Below are 19491 nucleotides of genomic sequence, written 5' to 3'. Positions count from 1 at the left end.
GGTCATGCCACCCGCGCGTTCGAGCGCTCTGCGGTCACCAGTGGGCTGCTGCGACGATACAACTGCTGCGTCTGAAGCGGCAGTACCACGGCGTACTGCGCGCACTTGCGGAAGAGCGGGCAGCCGACGCAGTCGGTCATGATCTTCTCGGGCACCCACACGTGCGGCACGATTGAGAAACCCTGCCGCACGAAGAATCGCGCGTCGTGCGCGAATGCCGTGAGGGTATCGAAGCCGCTGATCCTTGCGCGCGTGCGCAGTTCGCCCACCAGGCGATGCGCCAGACCCGCGCCTCGGAAGTCGCGTGACACCACGAGCGACCGCACCTCGGCCACCTTGGGGGAGAGCGGCGCCAGCTCGGCACACGCCGCAATCCGCCCGGCCACATCACACACGATGAATCGATCGGCGTGGACGCGCAGTTCCCCCAGCTCGCGGGGCAACAAGTGGCCCTCGTCCAGATGGTCGGTCACCAGCGTATGAATCGCCTCGGCGTCCGCGGCAGTCGCGGGCCGGATGATCAAATCGGTCACTGTGCAGTTCCTCCCGCCACAATGGCGTCTTCAAGCAGCGGCAGAGCCGCATCCACATCCGCCGTCGTGATGATGTACGGCGGCAACAGCCGCACCACGGTGGTGCTGGTCCGGTTAATCAGTAGACCGCGCTCGAATGCGGCCGCCACCACGGGCGCCGCGTCGAATGCCAGGTCCACGCCCACCATCAGTCCCGCGCCCCGGACGTCCTTGATGGCCGGTAGCCGCCGCTGCATCGCTCGCAAGCCCGAGAACAACCGATCCGACGCCGCAGCCATCGACGCCGCGAGTGCCGGCGAAGACAACGCCTCGAGAAAGACCAGCGCTGCCCGGCAGGCCAGGAGGTTGCCGCCATACGTGCTGCCATGATCGCCAGGCGTGGCCGCGGCTGCCACGGCGTTTGAGAACATCGCCACACCCACCGGTACCCCGGCCCCCAACGCCTTGCCCAGCGCGATCAGGTCGGGGGTGAGCCCCAGCGTCTGGCTGTACAGGAATGGCCCCGTTCGCCCCGATCCGCTCTGTACTTCATCGGCGATCAGCAGCGCGCCCGTGCGTGCGCATGCGGCTTCGATGGCCGCCGCCATCGCCGCAGGAATCGGCCGCACGCCGCCTTCGCCCTGAATCGGCTCGACGATGATGGCCGCGGTCTGATCGTCCACCAGCGCGTTGAATCCCGCCACGTCAGTGGGATCGGCGAACACCACGTTCGGAATGAGCGGCGCGAACGGTGCGCGGTAGTGGTCGTCCCACGTCACCGACAACGCACCCATCGTGCGGCCGTGGAAGGAGTGCGTGAACGCGACGTACTTCGTGCGAGTGGTCGCCCCCTGCGAATACCAATAGCGGCGCGCGAACTTCAGGCACGCTTCCACGGCCTCGGCGCCGCTGTTGCAGAAAAACGCGCGGTCAAGCCCCGTGCGCGCGGCCAGCAGCGTGGCGACTTCAGCCTGCAGCGGGTGATAGAAAAGGTTCGACGTGTGCAGGAGCGTATGCGCCTGCGCGCCGATGGCATCGGCCAGGCCCTTGTGGCCGTGGCCAAGCGCGGCCACACCCACGCCCGAGATGAAGTCGAGGTACTTGCGGCCATCGCCTGTGAACAGGTGCGCGCCTTCGCCGCGTTCGAACACGACCGGCGTGCGGCGGTACACCTGCAGGATATGCAGGGCTTCAAGTTCCTGCACCGAATGCGTCACCGTCGAAGATGTAGTCATCGCTGTCCCACTGCCTGCGCGGTCTCTCTCGCCGCGTGTTGTGTCAGGGTCGTGCCCGGCAACGCCGCCGGATTCACTCCCGGACCAAACTTCTGTCCGTCCACAAGGCGTACGCTCGGCACACCGTCTTCGAGCGCCGCGCGGCAGGCGCTGAGTTTGGCCACCATGCCCGCCGTGGCCGTGCCGTCGCCAATCAATGTCGCAATGCCGGCCACCGTGACCGCCGGGATCAGGGCACCGTTCGAGTCGAGGACCCCCGCCGTGGTGCCGGCGATGATCAGTTCCGCTCCCAATGCCGCCGCCAGACGGCACGCCATGACATCGGCGTTGACGTTGAGGATGCCGGCGCCCGAGGGGCCGGATTCGATGCCGAGGCTGGCCACCACCGGCACGTATCCCTGAGTCATCAATAGTTCAAGCAACGACGGATCCGCATCGTCGGGATCGCCGACCAGGCCGAGATCCACAATCGCGCCGGTCGTTGAGGTCATGGGGAGCGCGCGAGTCGCCTCGGCCATCCCTGCGTCCGCCCCGGTCAGCCCAACGGCCCGCACGCCGGCCATCACCAGGGCCGCGACCAGTTCGGTGTTGGCGGTGCCGGCGAGTACCGCCACGACCGCTTCAAGCGTGGGCGCGTCGGTAATCCGGATGCCATCCACTTTGTTCGGGGCGATCTGTCGCCGCGCCAGCTCCGCATCGATGGCGCGTCCACCGCCATGCACGACCACCAACGGTCGCGACGCCTGCAGGGCGAGGGCCATCTGCGCAAACGCCGCACGCGCTGCGGCTGTCTCGATCAATTCGCCGCCGAGCTTGAGGACGAGAGGCCCGGTCATCGCAGTCCCATCCGCTCGTCAAACCCGCACATGACGTTGAAGTTCTGGACGGCCTGTCCGGCCGCGCCCTTCACCAGATTGTCGAGGCACGCCACCATGATCAAGCGCCGGCTTGCCGCATCAAACACCCAGCCGATGTCGCAGAAGTTTGTTCCGGCCACGTGTTTGATTTCCGGCAGCGCTTCTTCGGTGAGGCGCACAAACGGCTCGTCCTTGTAGGCGCGCGCCAGGGCTTCGCCAATGGCCTCGTTGGTGGTGCCGGGTCGTGTCTTGACGTAAATGGTCTCGAGGATGCCGCGGTCGAGCGGCACCAGGTGCGGCACAAACGTCACTTCGCTGCCCAGTTCCTGTTCCATCTCCGCGACGTGACGATGGCCCATCACGCCGTAGGCGGCCATCGAGCCGTGGTTCTCGGAGAAGTGGGTCCGATCGCTGGCCGTCCGGCCCGCGCCAGAGATGCCCGACTTGGCGTCAATGATCAATCCGCAGGACGTATCCACCAGACCGGCCTTGACCAGCGGAACCAGCGCCAGCAGCGCAGCGGTGGGATAGCAACCGGGGCACGCCACCATGGATGCGTCCTTGATCGCCTCCCGGTTGTGCTCAACCAATCCGTAGGCCACCGACCCGGGCATCAGGTTCGTGGCCGGATACCATTTCGCGCGCATCTCTTCGTCGCGAATCCTGAAGGCCCCCGACAGGTCGATGACTTTGACGCCGGCATCCAGGAGTTTCGGCGCCAGTTCCGCCGCGGCCGCTTCGGGCATCGCGAGAAACACAAACGTGGCTTCCTTTTCCAGGCGGCTCCGGTCGAATGGCTCGATCTTGCCATCCCAGGTGCGCGCGAGGCGGGGCAACGGCCGGGCAGCCGACTCGGCGCTCGACGACATGGCGGCCACAATGTGCACCTTCGGGTGCCAGACCAGCAGATTCAATAATTCCTGGCCGGCATAACCGGTGGCCCCGGCAATCGCCACACGCACCGGAACTGGATATGTATTCATAATAGAGCGTAAGTATACGCATGGTATTTCTGTAGATCAACAGATTAATCTGTAATTACAGGCTTCAAATGCATAACTTGGCTGTATACTCAGTCGCGGACTGAATATCTATGAAGTCTTGGCGCCAATCGCAGATTCTTGAAATCGTGGACCAGGAGGCTGTGGCGTCCCAGGAGGAGCTGCGGCGTCACCTGGCGGCGAAGGGCATTGAGGCGACTCAGGCCACCATCTCTCGTGACCTGAAGGAACTGAGCCTGGTCAAGCGCGCCGGCGATGGCGCGTACGTGCGGCCCGGCATCGAGCGCAGTTCGCCCGCCACTGATGAGCAGTTGCGACGTGCGGTGGCCACGCTCGTGCGCAATCTCGAACGCGTTGGCAATTTGGTGGTGTTGCGCACCGACCCCGGACAGGCCCAGCCGGTCGCGATCCTGATCGACAGGGCGCAGCCTGCGGAGGTGGCGGGCACCATTGCCGGTGACGACACGATTCTCATCATTGGTCGCGGCGAAGACGCCGCGCGTGCGCTTGAAACACGGTGGAATGGAGTGGTGAAAGGGTGACCCCGACTGGACATGTCATTTTGCTGGCCTACGCCGGCGACTTTGAGTCGTCGGTGGCGGTGGCGTGGCTCGAGGAGCAATATCAGACCGATGTCGTGACGGTCACGCTCGACCTCGGGCAAGGGACTGATCTCGCTGACGTGCGTGATCGGGCGCTGGCGCTTGGCGCCGTGCGCGCGCACGTCGTTGATGTGCGCGAAGAGTTTGCACGCACCGCCGTGGCACCGGCACTCGCCCTTGGTGTGGGCGACCCGCGGGTGGCTGCGCTTGCGCGGCCGATGGTGGCCAAGTATCTGGCGCAGGTCGCGGCGATTGAGGGCACGGCCATGGTGGCCCATGGCAGCCATGTGCCCCAGTCGGACGCCGCCGGTCTCGATGCACTGGTGGCGGCAGGCGGTGGGGACCTGCGCGTGATGGCGCCCTGCCGCGACTGGGCACTGACGCCCGCGCAGGTCTTGCACTTCGCAAAGGCCCGAGGCGTGCCGTTGCCTTCGGCAGTGGACCACCTGAACGCCGTGCGCAACCTGTGGGGCCGCGCGCTCACCGGCAACCTGCTCAGCGACCCGTGGGCCGAAGTCCCGCCGGCCGACTACACGCTCACTCGATCGGTGACGGACTGGTCAGCGACTCCCGCAACACTGGACCTGGAGTTTGCCGACGGTGTGCCGGTGTCCCTCAACGGCGTGTCGATGCCGCTGATCGAGCTGTTGCCCAGTCTGGAAACCATCGCCGGCTCTCATGGCCTTGGACGTCTCGACTTTCCGGCCATCCCGGGAGTGCGCCCGCGAATTGTCGAAGAAGCGCCCGCCCCTGTCGTCCTGCATCAGGCAATGAGGGCGCTGTCGGCCGTGGTGCCTGCCCTGTGGCCGGCGGTGCGCGGCACCGTGCGATTGAAATGTCATCTGGGCGAGTGCCACATCGAAGAGGTGTCCATCTGATGTCGAACTTATGGAGCGGGCGATTCGACAGCGCCCCCAATGCCGAGGTCTTCGATTTTGGCAAGTCGCTGGGCGTGGACAAGCGGCTGATTGACGACGACCTGACGGGGAGCAGCGCGTGGGCGCAGGCGCTCTCGAAAGCCGGAGTACTGACGGCCGCCGACACTCACGCCATCGTCGCGGGCCTGGAGGCGGTGCGCGTGGCCGTGCACGCCGATCCGACCCTGCTCGATCGTGCGGATGACGAGGATGTGCACGCGTTTGTGGAGCGCGAACTCGTGGCGCGCATCGGGGAGGCCGGCAAGCGGCTGCATACCGGCCGCTCGCGCAACGAGCAGGTCTCGGTGGACTTCCGGCTTTATCTGCGGCGCCGGATTCCCGCGCTGCAACGTGGCGTGGTGTCGGTGGTCGAAGCGATGGTCGCGCAGGCCGAACTGGCAGGGCAGGCCACGATGCCGTCGTACACGCACCTGCGCCGAGCCCAGCCGGTGCTCGTGGCGCATGTCTGGCTCTCACATGCGGCCGCCCTGCGACGGGATTGGGACCGCCTTGAGACCGCGCGCCGCGAAGCCGACCTGATGCCGCTGGGGTCGGGCGCCATTGCCGGCACCAGCTACGCCATCGACACCGAGTTCCTGGCGCAGACGCTCGGGTTTTCCCGGGTCACCCTGAACAGCATCGACACGTCGGGTGATCGGGATTTTGTGGCGAGCTTTCTCTACGCCTGCGCGATGTGCATGACGCGTCTGAGCCGGCTGGCCGAAGACGTCATCCTGTTTACGAGCGAAGAGTTCGGCTTCTTTGAACTGGCGGATGAAGTGGCGACCGGTTCAAGCCTGATGCCGCAGAAAAAGAACCCGGATCCGATGGAGTTGGTCCGCGGGAAGGCTGGACGCGCGATCGGCGTGCTGGCCGGTTGGCTGGCAACGATGAAGGGCCTGCCCCTTGGCTATAACAAGGACTTGCAGGAAGACAAGGCTCTGGCCTTTTCCGCTGAAGATGATCTGGCAGGCTGCCTGATGACGTCGGCAGCGGTGGTCCGCACGCTGACCCCGCGTCCGGCGGTGATGCGCCAGGCGGCCTCAGGGCTGCTTCTGGCGACCGAGGTGGCCGACTATCTGGTGAGCCGCGGGCTGCCGTTTCGGACGGCCCACGAGGTCTCTGGGAAGGTCGTTCGCGACCTGTACGAGGCCGGGCGCGATTTTTCGTCGCTCGACCTTCAAAACTGGCAGCGGTACCACCCCCTCTTTGAGGAAGGCGTGTTTCAGGCCATCACGCCCGAGGCGGCCGTGGCCGCCCGTCTGACGCCGCAATCGACCGGACCGGGGCCCGTGGAAGCCGCCTTAGTCGAGACGAAACGATGGGTTACGAGCGCTTCGGCGCCGGCCGGCTAGCTCACCCAGGCACGGCCTGATCGGGTCGTTTCGCTAACGACTTCGGGATCTCTATCGGTGGTACGGGATATGCACGATACCCGGTCAAGATGATCCTGCGGCGTGGCCTCCCCTGTCTACTCTTGACGCTCTGTCCGGCGATGGCTGCGGCGCAGTCAATCTCCTCTCCGGCGCCCAATTCGGTCACAATCGTGCGCCCCTGGAAGGAATACGCGACACACGAACTGCGCGACTCGTGGGACATGAAGGAGCGCACCGACATTGGATTTTTTACATGGGGGATCGACCAGCCGACGTCCAATATGCTCGGCAAGAAGATGACGACCGACTCCTGGGGGAATGACATCTTCCAGGGCACCCCGAGCACTTCAGATCCATCATTCTTCGTTCTCGACCCGTTCACGCCCGGCGCCGCGCAGCTCGGCAAAGTCGGCTCCAACCATCCGATCAACACCAGCAGTTACTCGTACCTCTACGTGAAGATGCGCGTGGCCAATGAGATCAAGGCCCCGGCGTTTGGCCAGATCGGCTCAGTGCCGGTCATGCAGATGTTCTGGAGCCGCGACACGATCTACAGCTCGTACTCCAATCCAAACGGCCGCGTGAACGGCGGCATGATCACGATGGTCAACAGCGCCAACGCGCAGGTGGGCGTGCCGTACTCGCCCATCTTCGGCAGTTGCAACGGCTCCAACGCGCCCTGTGGCTCGATGGAAGGTGCGCGCTATGTGATCCACGCGATCCCGCTCAAGAACACGGCGGCCCTGGCGGCCCTGGGCACCGGGGTTTGCGCGCTGGAAGAATGTGAACGACCCCACCGATTCCAGCAGCATCAACTGGGGCGCCACGTCCTCGTTGACGGCTGATTCGCTCCGGTTCGACCCGGCCGTTTTCGGTGCCTCGGTCATGGGCCAAATCGACGTGGACTGGGTGCGCCTGGTGGCGCCCGGCGCCGAGACCGCGAAGACGCTCACCTGGGCCGGCGGCGGCACCTACGACATCGTCATCTCCACCCAGGCCGATTGCGGAGTCAACGGCAACTACGCCGTGCTCGCGTATGCCCAGGCGTCAGGGTTCCAGTTCTTCCCGGAATCCTGGCCGAACGGCACGTACTACATCGGCCTGCGCGACAAGTTCACTGCGAACAATTCAGATTCCCCCGCATCGCGCCAGTTGCGCTCGTGTTCGACCGGCCGGTATGTGGTGCGCGACTACCCGGAGTTCACGTTCACGTCGCCGAACCCGCTGGGCTCGGCCGACGACTTCGCGACGGTTGAGCTGAACAACCCCTGGGACTTCACGTCCACCGCCGACATCGACGTCAACCAGAACATGAGCGGGGGCACGATCACAACCCTTCCGCTTGAGCTGCCCGACGCCACGAACATCGGCAACAAGACAGTCTTTAAGGGCCTCGGCACCAACGACCCGCAGAGTTATCTGATGCGCTCGGACCTGCGCGGACTGCACACGCGCATCGACGCGTCGCGGTACCGGCTGGCGACGTTCGACATGGGTCTCAATCGCGAACGCGACATCCTGAACGGCTCGATTGCGCGCCTCGTGTGGCACATTGCCGGTGAAACCTGGAACACCTCCGGCACGCCGAGCATCGTGGCTGATGCCGAAAACGTCAGCCAGGACCTGGTCATTCGGCACATGAAAGTGAGCCCGACCCAGAACCAGGATTCCTTTTCAACCAGGTACACGCTGGACCGCATCCAGGTGGACCTGGCCGACCGCCTCAAGGCTCCGCTTGAGTCGGACCCGGGCGTGTTCACGAGTCCCTCCCGCACGGGCTGGCAGAACACCGCCGTGCAGTGCGCGTTAGGGCCAGTGGGCTGCGCCACCGCGCGTATCGCCCCCTTCAACCGCGTCGGCATCGACAACTTCCGCATCGACTATCACGAGTTCGCCGCGCCCACCGAGTTCTGGGTGTCATCGCTCAGACTCGCTGCACACGAAAAAACCACCAACACGTTCGGCATTTCATGGACGTCCACCATGCCGGCCGTGAATCCAGCCGGCGAGACCGCCGCCAACTGGAAGGTGGCGTTGTACGCGGTGCCGACGAAACCGGAAACCTCACCCGGCGCCGGTAACGCCTCACCCATGACTCCGGCCACCACCAATTGCGCGGCCACCGGTGTGGGCGCAGTGGCGTTGACCAACGGCAGCACGCACCCCACGCTCGCGAGCGGCGCCTTCACGTGGTTTACACCGACGCCTGGCCTCACATCGGGCGCGCTGTACTTCATCTGCGCGGGCCTCATCACGCCGGGGGATACAACACCGAGCCTGTTCAACTTCTCGCAGTGGCCCGTGGTGTACGACCCGTCGGCCACAAACACGCCCGCGCCGAGGCTGGTGCTCAACCGCACGGACATGAGCATGACGGGACAACACACCGGGTCGCTCGCTCTGCCGAATCTTTCGTCGAAAACGCCTCCGCAGACCATCACCGTGACCCAGGTGGGCGGCTCGTCACCTGTGGACTGGGCGGTTGACGTCTGTCAGGTCTACGACCCAAACAGTCCGACGATGTGCACCAACACCCTGGGCTACATCCAGTTGTCGGCCACGAGTGGCTCCGGCTCAGGCTCGTTCACCGTGCAGATCAAAGACTCGCTGATGTTGCCGCTGTCGACAGGCTCCACTCCGCTCGGAGTCGTCCTTCGGGTCAGCCCGATCTACCCCGGCTCAACGGCCAATTCAGCGCAGTACGTCCAGCTCAGCGTCACCATCACGCCGCCCAGCACGACAGCCGCGCCGCCCTTCGGCCAGGTGGACACGCCGTCCCAGAACGCCGGCGGGGTGCAGGGCGCCATTGGCGTGACCGGTTGGGCGCTCGACGACATGGGCGTGGCCAGCGTCAAGATTTACCGCAACTGCCTGGCCTTCGATATTCAGGCCAACTGCCTGATGAAGCTGGGCATCAACGTGGTCTACGTCGGTGACGCGGCGTTTGTGCCTGGCGCGCGACCCGACGTTGAGGCGGGCTACCCGAACTACCCGAACGCCAACATGGCCGGCTGGGGCTACCTGCTGCTGACAAATATGTTGCCGCACGTGCCCAACCAGGCCGGCTTCGGCGGTCAGGGCGCCCTGACTTTGTATGCCATCGCCACCGACACCCAGGGCACGCAGACCTTGCTCGGCAGGACGCCGGGCAACAGCACGCCGACATCCTTCTCGATGTCGAATGACACGATTACCAAACCGTTTGGATCGATTGACACGCCCCAGCAGGGTGGAGCCACCGGGGGCTTTTATGCGAACTTCGGATGGGCGCTGACGCCCGACACGAACACCACTGCCGGCGCGGGCGACATCATCGTTCCCGTGAACGGATCGACGATGACCGTCTACATTGACGGCGTGCCGGTTGGCAACGTCGGTTACAACCAGTGCCGGGGCAGTGTGGGGAATCCCGTGCCTGCCGGCGCCTTCTGCAACGATGACGTGGCCAATCTGTTCGGCAACCCGACGCCGCAGGCGCCTGGAACCACGCGCACGTCGAACCCGACACGGTTCCGCAACCTCGATTCCGGGCGGGGCCCGATCGGCGCGTTTGTCATCGATACGAGCGCGTACAGCAACGGCCCCCATTCGATCGCCTGGGGCGTGAGTGACAGCGCGGGACGAACCGAAGGCATCGGCAGCCGGAACTTCATCATCACCAACGGCGGGGCCAACCCGTTCAGCGCTGACGCCGATCCCGAGGCCGTCATTCGTGTGAACCCCGTGGGACCGGATCTGGGACACACACTCGCCAGCCTGCGCCATCTCGAACGGATCGCCCCGACGGTGCCCGTACGCCTCGGCATGAACATGAAGGCTGAACTGCGGCCCGCGCCGGTGCAGTCAGGGGTGGCACGGATCACGGCCCGCGAGTTTGAGCGCGTGGAACTGGCGCTGCCGCGCACCATGTCAGGCGAAGTGTGGGACGGCTATGTGGTGCAGCACGGCATCCTGACGCCGCTGCCGGTGGGATCGTTCCTTGACCGCGCCGCCGGCCGGTTCATGTGGCAGTCCACGCCCGGCTACCTGGGTGAATACAACCTGGTGTTTGTGCGGACCCTCAAGAGTGGCCGCCGCGAGACACTGCAGGTCAAGGTGCGCTTCGGGCCGCGCTGGTAAGCCGTACCTGACTCCAAGAGAACAGTTCGCCCGTGCCGCTTGTGCCCTAATGAGGCCATGCGAACGCTTCCCGCCCTGTTCTTGCTGCTCTGTCCGGCGACGGTGGCTGCGCAGACGATCTCCTCCCCAGCGCCAGGTTCAGTGACAATTGTTCGTCCCTGGAAGGAATACGCGACCCACGAACTTCGCGATGCCTGGGACATGAAGCAGCGGACCGACATGGGATTCCTGACATGGGGGATCGACCAGCCCACGTCCCACATGACCGGCAAGAAGATCACGACCGACTCGTGGGGCAATGACGTTTTCCAGGGCACTCCCAGCACGTCCGACCCGTCGTTTTTCCTTCTCGACCCGTTACTGCCGGGCTCCGCGCCCCTTGGCAAGGTGGGTTCGAACTATCCCGTCAACACCAGCAACTACACCTACCTCTACGTCAAGATGCGGGTGGCCAACGAAATCAAGGTGCCAGCCTTCGGCCAGATTGGCACTCTGCCCGTCATGCAGGTGTTTTGGAGCCGGGACACCATCTCCAGTTCCTACTCCAACCCAGAGGGACGTCTGAACGGCGGCTTGATCACGATGGTCAACAGCACGAACGCGCAGATTGGTGTGCCGTATTCCCCGCTCTTCACCGGCTGCAACGGCGCCAATGCCCCATGCGGTTCGATGGAAGGGTCGCGTTATGTGATTCATGCCATCCCACTCAAGAGCACCGTGGCCCTGGCGGCGCTTGGCACGGGCTTCGCGCGTTGGAAGAACGTTGACGACCCGACCGACGCAAGCAGTATCAACTGGGGCGCCACGCCTTCGTTGACGGCCGACTCGATCCGGTTTGACCCCGCGGTGCTCGGTGGCTCGGTCATCGGCCAGATAGACGTGGACTGGGTGCGGTTGGTGGCGCCCGGAGCCGAGGCCGCGAAGACGCTGACCTGGACGGGCGGCAGCACCTACGACATCGTCATTTCAACCCAAGCCGATTGCGGGGCCAACGGCAACTACGCCGTGCTCGCGTATGCCCAGGCGTCCGGGTTCCAGTTCCTCCCCGAAGCCTGGCCGAACGGCACGTACTACATCGGGCTGCGCGACAAGTTCACGGCGAACAACAGTGATTCACCGGCGTCGCGCCAGCTTCGATCGTGCTCGACCGGCCGGTACGTGATCCGTGACTATCCGGAGTTCACGTTTACGTCGCCGAACCCGCTGGGATCGAGCGACGATTTTGCGACGGTCGAACTCAACAACCCCTGGGACTTTACGTCGCCTTCCGACATTGACGTCAACCAGTCGATCACGAGTGGCAGTTACACCACGCTTCCTCTGGAGTTGCCGAATGCGACCAATATCGGCACCAAGCCGGTCTTCAGAGGCGTCGGCACGGCTGACCCCCAGAGTTACCTCATGCGATCAGACAAGCGCGGACTGCACACGCGCATCGATACGTCGCGTTATCGCCTGGTCACATTCGACATGGGCGTCAATCACGAGCGCGACATGCTGAATGGGTCGATTGCGCGGATCGTGTGGCATATCGCGGGTGAAACCTGGAACACCACTGGGACGCCGAGCATTGTGGCAGACGCGGAGAACGTCATGGAGGATATTGTCCTGCGCCACATGAAGGTGGACGCCACAAAGAATCAGGATTCCTTCTCGACCCGGTACACCCTGGATCGCATTCAGGTGGATCTGGCCGATCGTTTCAAGGCCCCGCTCGAAAGCGATCCTGGACCTGCAAGCAGCCCGTCGCGTACGGGATGGCAGAACACTTTCGTGAAGTGCGCCTCCGGACCCGTGGGCTGCTCCATTGGTCGTATTGCGCCGTTCGATCGAGTGGGCATCGACAACTTCCGCGTGGACTTCCACGAGTTCTCCGCGCCCACAGAGTTCTGGGTGTCGTCAGTGCGGCTGGCCGCGCACGAAAAGACCACCGGCACCTTTGGCATTTCGTGGACGTCCCTCATGCCGGCGGCCAACCCCAGCGGCGAGTCCGCTGCCAGCTGGAAGGTGGCGCTGTTTGCCGTGCCGACGAAGCCCGAAACGTCACCGGGAGCCGGCAACGCATCGCCGATGACACCGGTGAGCTCCAATTGCTCCACGCCGGGTCTGGGCATCGTGGCGTTGACCAGCGGCGGGACACACCCAGCATTGTCCAGCGGCTCGTTCACCTGGTTTACTCCCACGCCCGGCCTGACGTCCGGCGCGCTGTACTTCATCTGCGCGGGACTGATCACCCCTGGCGACTCGACGCCAACCGTCTTCAACTTCTCGCAGTGGCCGGTGGTCTACGACCCGTCAGCGACAGACACACCGGCGCCGCGCCTGTACCTGAACCAAACCAACATCAATATGACCGGGTGGCACACCGGATCTTCTACTCCGCCATTTCTGTCGTCCAAGACCCCGCCGCAAACTGTCAACGTGACGCAGGCTGGCGGCTCCTCGCCGGTGGACTGGGTCGTGGACGTCTGCCGGACTTACGACCCTGCCAACCCGACGATGTGCACGAACACGCTGGATTACATCCAACTGGTACCGGCAAATGGGACGGGATCGGGCTCGTTCACCATCCAGCTGAAAGACTCGTCAATGCTGCCGCCGTCCACCGGTGGAAACCCCCTGGGCGTGGTGCTGCGCGTGAGTCCGGCCTCCGCTGGGGCAACCTCGACTTCTGCGCAGTTCATCCAGGTCAACATTCAGATCATTCCAGCCGGCACGAGCAGTGCACCGCCCTTCGGCCAGGTGGATACGCCCAGTCAGGGGGCCGCAGGGGTACAAGGCGCGATTGGTGTCACAGGGTGGGCTCTGGATGACCAGGGTCTGTCCAGCGTCAAGGTCTATCGGAATTGTCTGCCCTTCGACATTCAGCAAAACTGCACCGTGCGTCTGGGCGTCAATGTGGTGTTTGTCGGCGACGCCGCATTTGTCCCTGGAGCACGGCCGGACGTCGAAGCCGCGTACCCGAACTACCCGCAGGCGAATCAGGCGGGGTGGGGCTATTTGCTGCTCACCAACATGTTGCCGCACATCCCGAATCAGGCTGCGTTCGGCGGGCAAGGGCCGTTGACGCTTTACGTGATCGCCACCGACCTCATGGGGAGCCAGACGTTGCTCGGGCGCGCCTTGACCAACAACACGCCGACGGGATTCTCCATGGCGAATGATTCGATCGCGAAACCGTTCGGATCGATTGACACGCCCGCGCAAGGCGGCGCGACGTCGGGTTTCTACGCGAACTTTGGATGGGCGCTCACGCCCGACACAAACACCACCGCCGGCGCAGGCGACATCATCGTTCCCGTGAACGGATCGACGATGACCGTCTACATTGACGGCGTGCCGGTTGGCAACGTCGGTTACAACCAGTGCCGAGGCAGCGTCGGTAATCCCGTGCCCGGTGGCGTCTACTGCAACGATGACGTGGCCAACCTATTCGGCAACCTCACGCCACAGCCGCCCGGAACCACGCGCACGTCGAACCCGACACGGTTCCGCAACCTCGATTCCGGCCGCGCTGCTATCGGGGCGTTTGTCCTTAATACCAGCGGGTACAGCAACGGTCTGCACTCCATCGCCTGGGGAGTGAGCGATAGCGCGGGCCGCGTGGAGGGCATCGGCAGCCGAAACTTCACAATCACGAACGGCGCTGCGCATTCGTTCAGTGCTGATACCGATCCCGAGGCCGTCATTCGTGTGAACCCCGTCGGGCCGGATCTGGGACACACACTCGCCAGCCTGCGCCATCTTGAACGGATCGCCCCGACGGTGCCCGTACGCCTCGGCATGAACACGAAGGCCGAGCTGCGGCCGGCGCCGGTGCAGCAGGGTGTGGCACGGATCACGGCGCGCGAGTTTGAGCGCGTGGAACTGGCGCTGCCGCGCACCATGTCGGGCGAAGTGTGGGACGGCTATGAAGTGCAGCACGGCGTCCTGACGCCGCTGCCAGTGGGATCGTTCCTTGACCGCGCCGCCGGCCGGTTCATGTGGCAGTCCACGCCCGGCTACCTGGGTGAATACAACCTGGTGTTTGTGCGGACCCTCAAGAGTGGCCGCCGCGAGACGCTGCAGGTGAAGGTGCGCTTCGGTCCCCGCTGGTAAGCCGCGTCGCCAGGACGTGTAGCCGGGTCTGAAGACCCGGCCTCCATCCGGACGGAGGCCGGACCTTCAGGTCCGGCTAGATGTTTTTAGCGCGCTCGCCAGGTCTGCAGGATCTTCATGTAGTTGCCGCGTTCGAATGCCTCGGGATTGGGGCAACGCAGCAGGCTCATGCTGCCTTGCGCCTGTTCCAGGGATTCGTACTCGCGCACTTCGAGCCAGTGCGAGAGTTCCCGTCTGATTTTCGCGAGGTGACTCGGCCCGTGCAGCAGCAACGCGGCCACCATCTGCACTGCATGCGCTCCGGCCATCACTGCCTTCACCGCGTCGATGCACGTGTGGACCCCGCCTGTGGCCGCAAGAGAGGCGCGCACGCGGCCCGAGAGAATGGCGAGCCAGCGTAGCCGCAGTAACAGGTCACCGGAGTCCGACAGCTGAAGGCGTGGCACCGCGTCAAGCGCATCAGGGTCGATGTCGGGCTGGTAGAACCGGTTGAAGAGCACCAGTCCGTTCGCGCCGGCTTCATCGAGCTGGTGGGCCACATTCGCGAACGAAGAATAAAACGGCGAGAGCTTGATCGCGACCGGGATCCTCACGTGGGTCTTCACGGCTCGCACCACGTCGAGCAGCCGCTGTTCCAGCGCCGCGCCATCCTGCTTCGGGTCTGTGGCCACATGGTAGAAGTTCAGCTCCAGCGCGTCGGCGCCGGCATCCTGAATGAGCCGGGCATAGTCGAGCCACCCTTCAGGCGACGTGCCGTTGAGCGAGCCGATCACCGGCACCTGCACGGCGTTGCTGACCCGGCGCACATGCTCCAGATACCGGTCGGGCCCCATCGCGAATTCTTCCGCCAGGGGGAAATAGGACTCCGCTTCGGCGTGTGAGCCCTCGTGCGCCAGCATGTGGTGCTCGGTGCCCAAGGCGTCTGCCGATATCTGCTCCTCGAAGAGTGATGGCAGGACGATGGCCGCCGCGCCGGCGTCTTCGAGGCGCCGGATCGTGTCGAAGTCTGAGGCCAGGGGCGACGCGCCTGGAATCAGAGGATGCGGCAGGCGGAACCCCAGGTAGGTCGTGGACAGGTCCATCATGACTGTGTCTCCTTCTTTCCGGCCAGCTGCTCGTACAGCGCGTACCGCTCATGGGCATGGGCCTGGGCGCCCGCCAGCAGTTCCTTGAATCGCTCGGGGTACAGCTGTTCCACCACCCGGAACCGGGATTCGTTACGCATGTACTTGCCGATGTCTCCGCGTGGGGCTCCCGATTCCAACTGCATGGCCGGATGCCCGTCGATCTGCCGGCGTGGATCGAAGCGGAACAGCGGCCAGTAGCCCGTCTCCACGGCCAGCTTCTGCTGGTCGAGGCCGTGCGCCAGGTCGTAGCCATGCGCAATACACGTGCTGTAGGCGATGATGAGCGACGGTCCGGGGTAACTCTCGGCTTCCTGGAACGCCTTCACCGTCTGCGCGTCTTTCGCGCCGAACGCGACCTTTGCCACGTACACAGACCCATAGGCCATCGCCATCAGCGCCAGGTCCTTCTTGTTCGTCGCTTTGCCTGAGGCGGCGAACTTGGCCGATGCGCCCATCGGCGTCGCCTTCGATTGCTGGCCACCGGTGTTGGAGTAGACCTCGGTGTCGAGCACGAGGATGTTGACGTTTTTGCCGGTAGACAACACGTGGTCGAGGCCGCCATAGCCGATGTCATAGGCCCAGCCGTCACCGCCCACGATCCAGACACTCTTCTTCGTCAACGCATCGGCAAGGACCAGCAACCGCCTCGCAGCTCCGCCAGTTCCGCCAGTTCCGCCAGTTTGCAATTCTCTTAGTCGTCCCTTGAGCGTGGCCACGCGCGCACGTTGCTCGTCAAGGCCGGCGTCGGTCGCCTGATTGGCGTCGAGGATGGTGTTGGCCAGGTCGGCCGCGATGAGTCCCTCGTCCCGCAGGTCCGCCAGCAACCGCACGGCTTCAGCCGCCTGGGACTCCACAGCGAGCCGCATCCCCAGACCGAATTCGGCATTGTCTTCAAACAGGGAATTCGACCAGCTCGGACCACGACCGGCGAGATTTGTGGTGTAGGGCGTGGTCGGCAGGTTGCCGCCATAGATGGACGAACACCCTGTGGCATTCGCCATGAGCAAGTGATCGCCAAACAGCTGCGTCAACAGCTTCAGGTACGGCGTTTCGCCGCAGCCCGCGCAGGCCCCGGAGTACTCAAACAACGGTTCCAGGAACTGCGTGCTCTTGATGTCGCTCTTGACGGTGTGACGGTCCACTTCGGGCAAGCCCAGGAAAAACTCGTAGTTCACGCGCTCGGGCTCCCGCAACGGCCGCTGGGGATGCAGGTCCAGAGCCTTGTGCTTGGGGTTGGCCTTGTCTTTTGCCGGGCACACCATGACGCACAACGAACATCCCGTGCAGTCTTCCGGCGCCACCTGAATGATGTAGTCCAACCCGGCGTATTCGGCGCCCTTGTACGGGACGGACTTGAAGGTCTCAGGCCGGCCGGCCAGCGCGCCGGGTGACGCCACCTTCGCGCGAATCGCGGCATGCGGACACACGAGGGTGCACTTGTTGCACTGGATGCACAGTGCCTGATCCCACACCGGAATCTCAGTGGCGATGGAACGTTTTTCCCACTTCGCTGTCCCGACTGGCCAGGTGCCGTCCACCGGGAACGCACTGACCGGCAGCAGATCGCCCTGGTTGGACAGCATCATGGCCGTCACGCGCTGCACAAAATCAGGCGCCGCAGGCGACACCATCGGCGCAGGATGCCGCGTGGACGTCACCGCGACGGGCACCGGCACCTGATGCAGATGCGCCAGTGCGGCGTCCACCGCGGCGAAGTTGGCCAGTACGACCGACTCGCCCCGCTTGCCATAGGTCTTCCGGATGGCGCTCTTGATGTGTTCGATCGCCTCTTCGCGGGGCAACACGCCGGAGATGGCAAAGAAACACACCTGCATGATCGTGTTGATGCGGTTGCCCATGCCGGCCTCACGTGCCACGGTGTAGCCGTCGATGGCATACAGGCGCAGGCCCTTGCTGATCACGGCTTGCTGCACCTCTGCGGACAGATGGTCCCAGACCTCGTCCTTGTCGTACGGCGCGTTGAGCAGGAGCACAGCCCCTCGTTCGGCGTATCCGACGACATCGTATTTGTCGAGGAAGTCGAACTGGTGGCACGCCACGAAACTGGCTTGCCGAATGAGATACGGCGCACGAATGGGGTTCGGCCCGAAGCGGAGGTGCGAAATGGTGACGGCGCCGGACTTCTTCGAATCGTAGACAAAAAAGCCCTGCGCGAAGTTCGGCGTGTCTTCGCCGATGATCTTGATCGAGTTCTTGTTGGCTCCGACCGTGCCGTCGGCGCCGAGTCCGAAGAACACCGCCTGCACCACGCCAGGCGCATCCACCGAGAACTCGGGGTCCACCTTCAGCGACAAATGCGTCACATCGTCGTTAATCCCAATCGTAAAGTGTGACTTCGGGCGAGGGGTGTTGAGCTCGTCGAAGATGGCCTTGGCCATCGCCGGCGTGAATTCCTTCGAGGCCAATCCGTACCTGCCGCCGATCACTTTCGGATGGAGCTGGCCGTGTTCATTCAGCGCGGCGACGACGTCGAGGAAGAGGGGGTCGCCGATGGCGCCCGGTTCCTTCGTGCGATCCATGACGGCGATTGACGTGACCGTGGACGGCAACGCCGCCATGAACGCGTCCACTGAGAACGGCCGGTACAGGCGGACCTTGAGGACGCCCACCCGCTCGCCGGATTCAATCAGCGCGGACGTGACGGTTTCTACGGTTTCGGCGCCCGATCCCATGATCACGATCACGCGCTCGGCAGCGGGGTGGCCCACGTAATCGAAGAGCCGGTATTGCCGGCCGGTCAGTGCAGCGAACTGATCCATTGCGTTCTGCACTAACGCCGGGCAGTCGGTGTGAAAACTGTTGGCGGCTTCGCGCGCCTGGAAGAATACGTCGGGGTTCTGCGCCGTGCCACGCAGCACCGGATGGTCGGGTGACAACGCGCGGCGGCGGTGGGCCTCGATGAGCGCGTCGGGCAACATCACGCGCAGGTCGTCGTCTGTGAGTTCCTCGATGCGCGCCACTTCATGCGACGTGCGGAAGCCGTCGAAAAAGTGCATGAACGGGATGCGCGAGGACAGCGTGGCCGCCTGCGCGATACATGCGAAGTCATGGGCTTCCTGCACCGTGTTCGAGGCGAGCATGGCCATGCCCGTTTGGCGGCAGGCCATCACATCCGAGTGGTCTCCGAAGATTGAGAGTGCGTGAGTGGCAATCGTGCGTGCCGTCACGTGCATCGCGAATGGGGTGAGTTCCCCGACAATCTTGTACAGATTGGGGATCATCAGCAGCAGGCCCTGGCTGGCGGTGAACGTGGTTGCGAGTGCGCCGGCTTGCAGGGCGCCATGGACCGCGCCGGCTGCGCCACCTTCCGACTGCATCTCCATCACGCTGGGCACCTGACCCCAGATGTTGGTGCGGCCCTTGGAGGACCATTCGTCCGCCAGTTCGCCCATGGTGGACGAAGGCGTAATCGGATAGATCGCGATTACTTCATTTGAACGATGCGCGACTGAGGCGGCTGCTTCGTTGCCGTCGACTGTGATCCACCGGCGAGCCATTCCCACTCCATCCGGAGGGCCTACGGGGTGCCTGATCGCGGGTGAATTTGAAGTGACACCCGCGTGGCCGCTCTTGAGTCACGACGCAGCCAGAAGCCACGTCAGCGATCCCTCCCAGTGTATCCCAGG

The 19491-nt window shown here is 64.3% G+C and carries 12 protein-coding genes; 6 read left to right on the top strand and 6 right to left on the bottom strand.

The window, feature by feature from the left end; all coding sequences use genetic code 11:
* Nucleotides 1-2: 2 nt before the first annotated feature.
* The 4 genes from IPL75_21335 to argC are packed head-to-tail and all read right to left on the bottom strand — an operon-like array spanning nucleotide 3 to nucleotide 3587.
* The gene (locus IPL75_21335; protein ID MBK9242741.1) at nucleotides 3-533 is read right to left on the bottom strand and encodes a GNAT family N-acetyltransferase; all 531 of its coding nucleotides are present in this window, start codon (nucleotides 531-533) and stop codon (nucleotides 3-5) included.
* Entirely contained in the window at nucleotides 530-1747 is a 1218-nt protein-coding gene (locus IPL75_21330; protein MBK9242740.1) for an acetylornithine/succinylornithine family transaminase, read from the bottom strand. Before IPL75_21330 ends, IPL75_21335 begins: the two co-directional genes overlap by 4 nt.
* Nucleotides 1744-2583, bottom strand: coding sequence for an acetylglutamate kinase (argB, locus tag IPL75_21325; protein ID MBK9242739.1), 840 nt, complete (start codon nucleotides 2581-2583; stop codon nucleotides 1744-1746). Before argB ends, IPL75_21330 begins: the two co-directional genes overlap by 4 nt.
* Nucleotides 2580-3587, bottom strand: a complete 1008-nt coding sequence (gene argC, locus IPL75_21320) for an N-acetyl-gamma-glutamyl-phosphate reductase (GenBank protein MBK9242738.1) — start codon at nucleotides 3585-3587, stop codon at nucleotides 2580-2582. Before argC ends, argB begins: the two co-directional genes overlap by 4 nt.
* Before the next feature lie 110 nt (nucleotides 3588-3697).
* On the opposite strand from argC, the gene IPL75_21315 reads away from it, so the two are divergent.
* The 6 genes from IPL75_21315 to IPL75_21290 all read left to right on the top strand — a co-directional run bounded on the left by IPL75_21315 (nucleotide 3698) and on the right by IPL75_21290 (nucleotide 14717).
* Nucleotides 3698-4147 carry an arginine repressor gene (locus IPL75_21315; GenBank protein ID MBK9242737.1) on the top strand — a complete coding sequence of 150 codons (450 nt, stop codon included), beginning with the start codon at nucleotides 3698-3700 and terminating at the stop codon, nucleotides 4145-4147.
* On the top strand, nucleotides 4144-5085 hold the full coding sequence (locus IPL75_21310; GenBank protein ID MBK9242736.1) for an argininosuccinate synthase: 942 nt from the start codon (nucleotides 4144-4146) through the stop codon (nucleotides 5083-5085). Before IPL75_21315 ends, IPL75_21310 begins: the two co-directional genes overlap by 4 nt.
* The gene (argH, locus tag IPL75_21305; GenBank protein MBK9242735.1) at nucleotides 5085-6479 is read left to right on the top strand and encodes an argininosuccinate lyase; all 1395 of its coding nucleotides are present in this window, start codon (nucleotides 5085-5087) and stop codon (nucleotides 6477-6479) included. The genes IPL75_21310 and argH overlap by 1 nt, the downstream gene beginning before the upstream one ends.
* Before the next feature lie 191 nt (nucleotides 6480-6670).
* Nucleotides 6671-7345 carry a hypothetical protein gene (locus IPL75_21300; GenBank protein MBK9242734.1) on the top strand — a complete coding sequence of 225 codons (675 nt, stop codon included), beginning with the start codon at nucleotides 6671-6673 and terminating at the stop codon, nucleotides 7343-7345.
* Entirely contained in the window at nucleotides 7284-10619 is a 3336-nt protein-coding gene (locus tag IPL75_21295; GenBank protein MBK9242733.1) for a hypothetical protein, read from the top strand. Before IPL75_21300 ends, IPL75_21295 begins: the two co-directional genes overlap by 62 nt.
* 57 nt (nucleotides 10620-10676) lie before the next feature.
* The gene (locus tag IPL75_21290) at nucleotides 10677-14717 is read left to right on the top strand and encodes a hypothetical protein (protein ID MBK9242732.1); all 4041 of its coding nucleotides are present in this window, start codon (nucleotides 10677-10679) and stop codon (nucleotides 14715-14717) included.
* Between the two features lie 86 nt (nucleotides 14718-14803).
* Here IPL75_21290 and IPL75_21285 read toward each other — a convergent pair whose 3' ends face one another.
* Both IPL75_21285 and nifJ read right to left on the bottom strand, forming a co-directional pair.
* On the bottom strand, nucleotides 14804-15799 hold the full coding sequence (locus IPL75_21285) for a dihydroorotate dehydrogenase-like protein (protein MBK9242731.1): 996 nt from the start codon (nucleotides 15797-15799) through the stop codon (nucleotides 14804-14806).
* Entirely contained in the window at nucleotides 15799-19362 is a 3564-nt protein-coding gene (gene nifJ, locus IPL75_21280; GenBank protein ID MBK9242730.1) for a pyruvate:ferredoxin (flavodoxin) oxidoreductase, read from the bottom strand. The genes IPL75_21285 and nifJ overlap by 1 nt, the downstream gene beginning before the upstream one ends.
* Between the last annotated feature and the right edge of the window lie 129 nt (nucleotides 19363-19491).

The sequence above is a fragment of the Acidobacteriota bacterium genome, assembly GCA_016716905.1.
Lineage (GTDB): Bacteria > Acidobacteriota > Vicinamibacteria > Vicinamibacterales > SCN-69-37 > SYFT01.
This window is presented reverse-complemented; position numbering and strand designations above follow the sequence as displayed.

What these genes read in the sequence shown, in the direction of transcription:
- IPL75_21330 (MBK9242740.1), bottom strand. Translation starts at nt 1,747, where the DNA reads ATGACTACATCTTCGACGGTGACGCATTCGGTGCAGGAACTTGAAGCC.
- argB (MBK9242739.1), bottom strand. Translation starts at nt 2,583, where the DNA reads ATGACCGGGCCTCTCGTCCTCAAGCTCGGCGGCGAATTGATCGAGACA.
- argC (MBK9242738.1), bottom strand. Translation starts at nt 3,587, where the DNA reads ATGAATACATATCCAGTTCCGGTGCGTGTGGCGATTGCCGGGGCCACC.
- IPL75_21315 (MBK9242737.1), top strand. Translation starts at nt 3,698, where the DNA reads ATGAAGTCTTGGCGCCAATCGCAGATTCTTGAAATCGTGGACCAGGAG.
- argH (MBK9242735.1), top strand. Translation starts at nt 5,085, where the DNA reads ATGTCGAACTTATGGAGCGGGCGATTCGACAGCGCCCCCAATGCCGAG.
- IPL75_21290 (MBK9242732.1), top strand. Translation starts at nt 10,677, where the DNA reads ATGCGAACGCTTCCCGCCCTGTTCTTGCTGCTCTGTCCGGCGACGGTG.
- IPL75_21285 (MBK9242731.1), bottom strand. Translation starts at nt 15,799, where the DNA reads ATGGACCTGTCCACGACCTACCTGGGGTTCCGCCTGCCGCATCCTCTG.
- nifJ (MBK9242730.1), bottom strand. Translation starts at nt 19,362, where the DNA reads ATGGCTCGCCGGTGGATCACAGTCGACGGCAACGAAGCAGCCGCCTCA.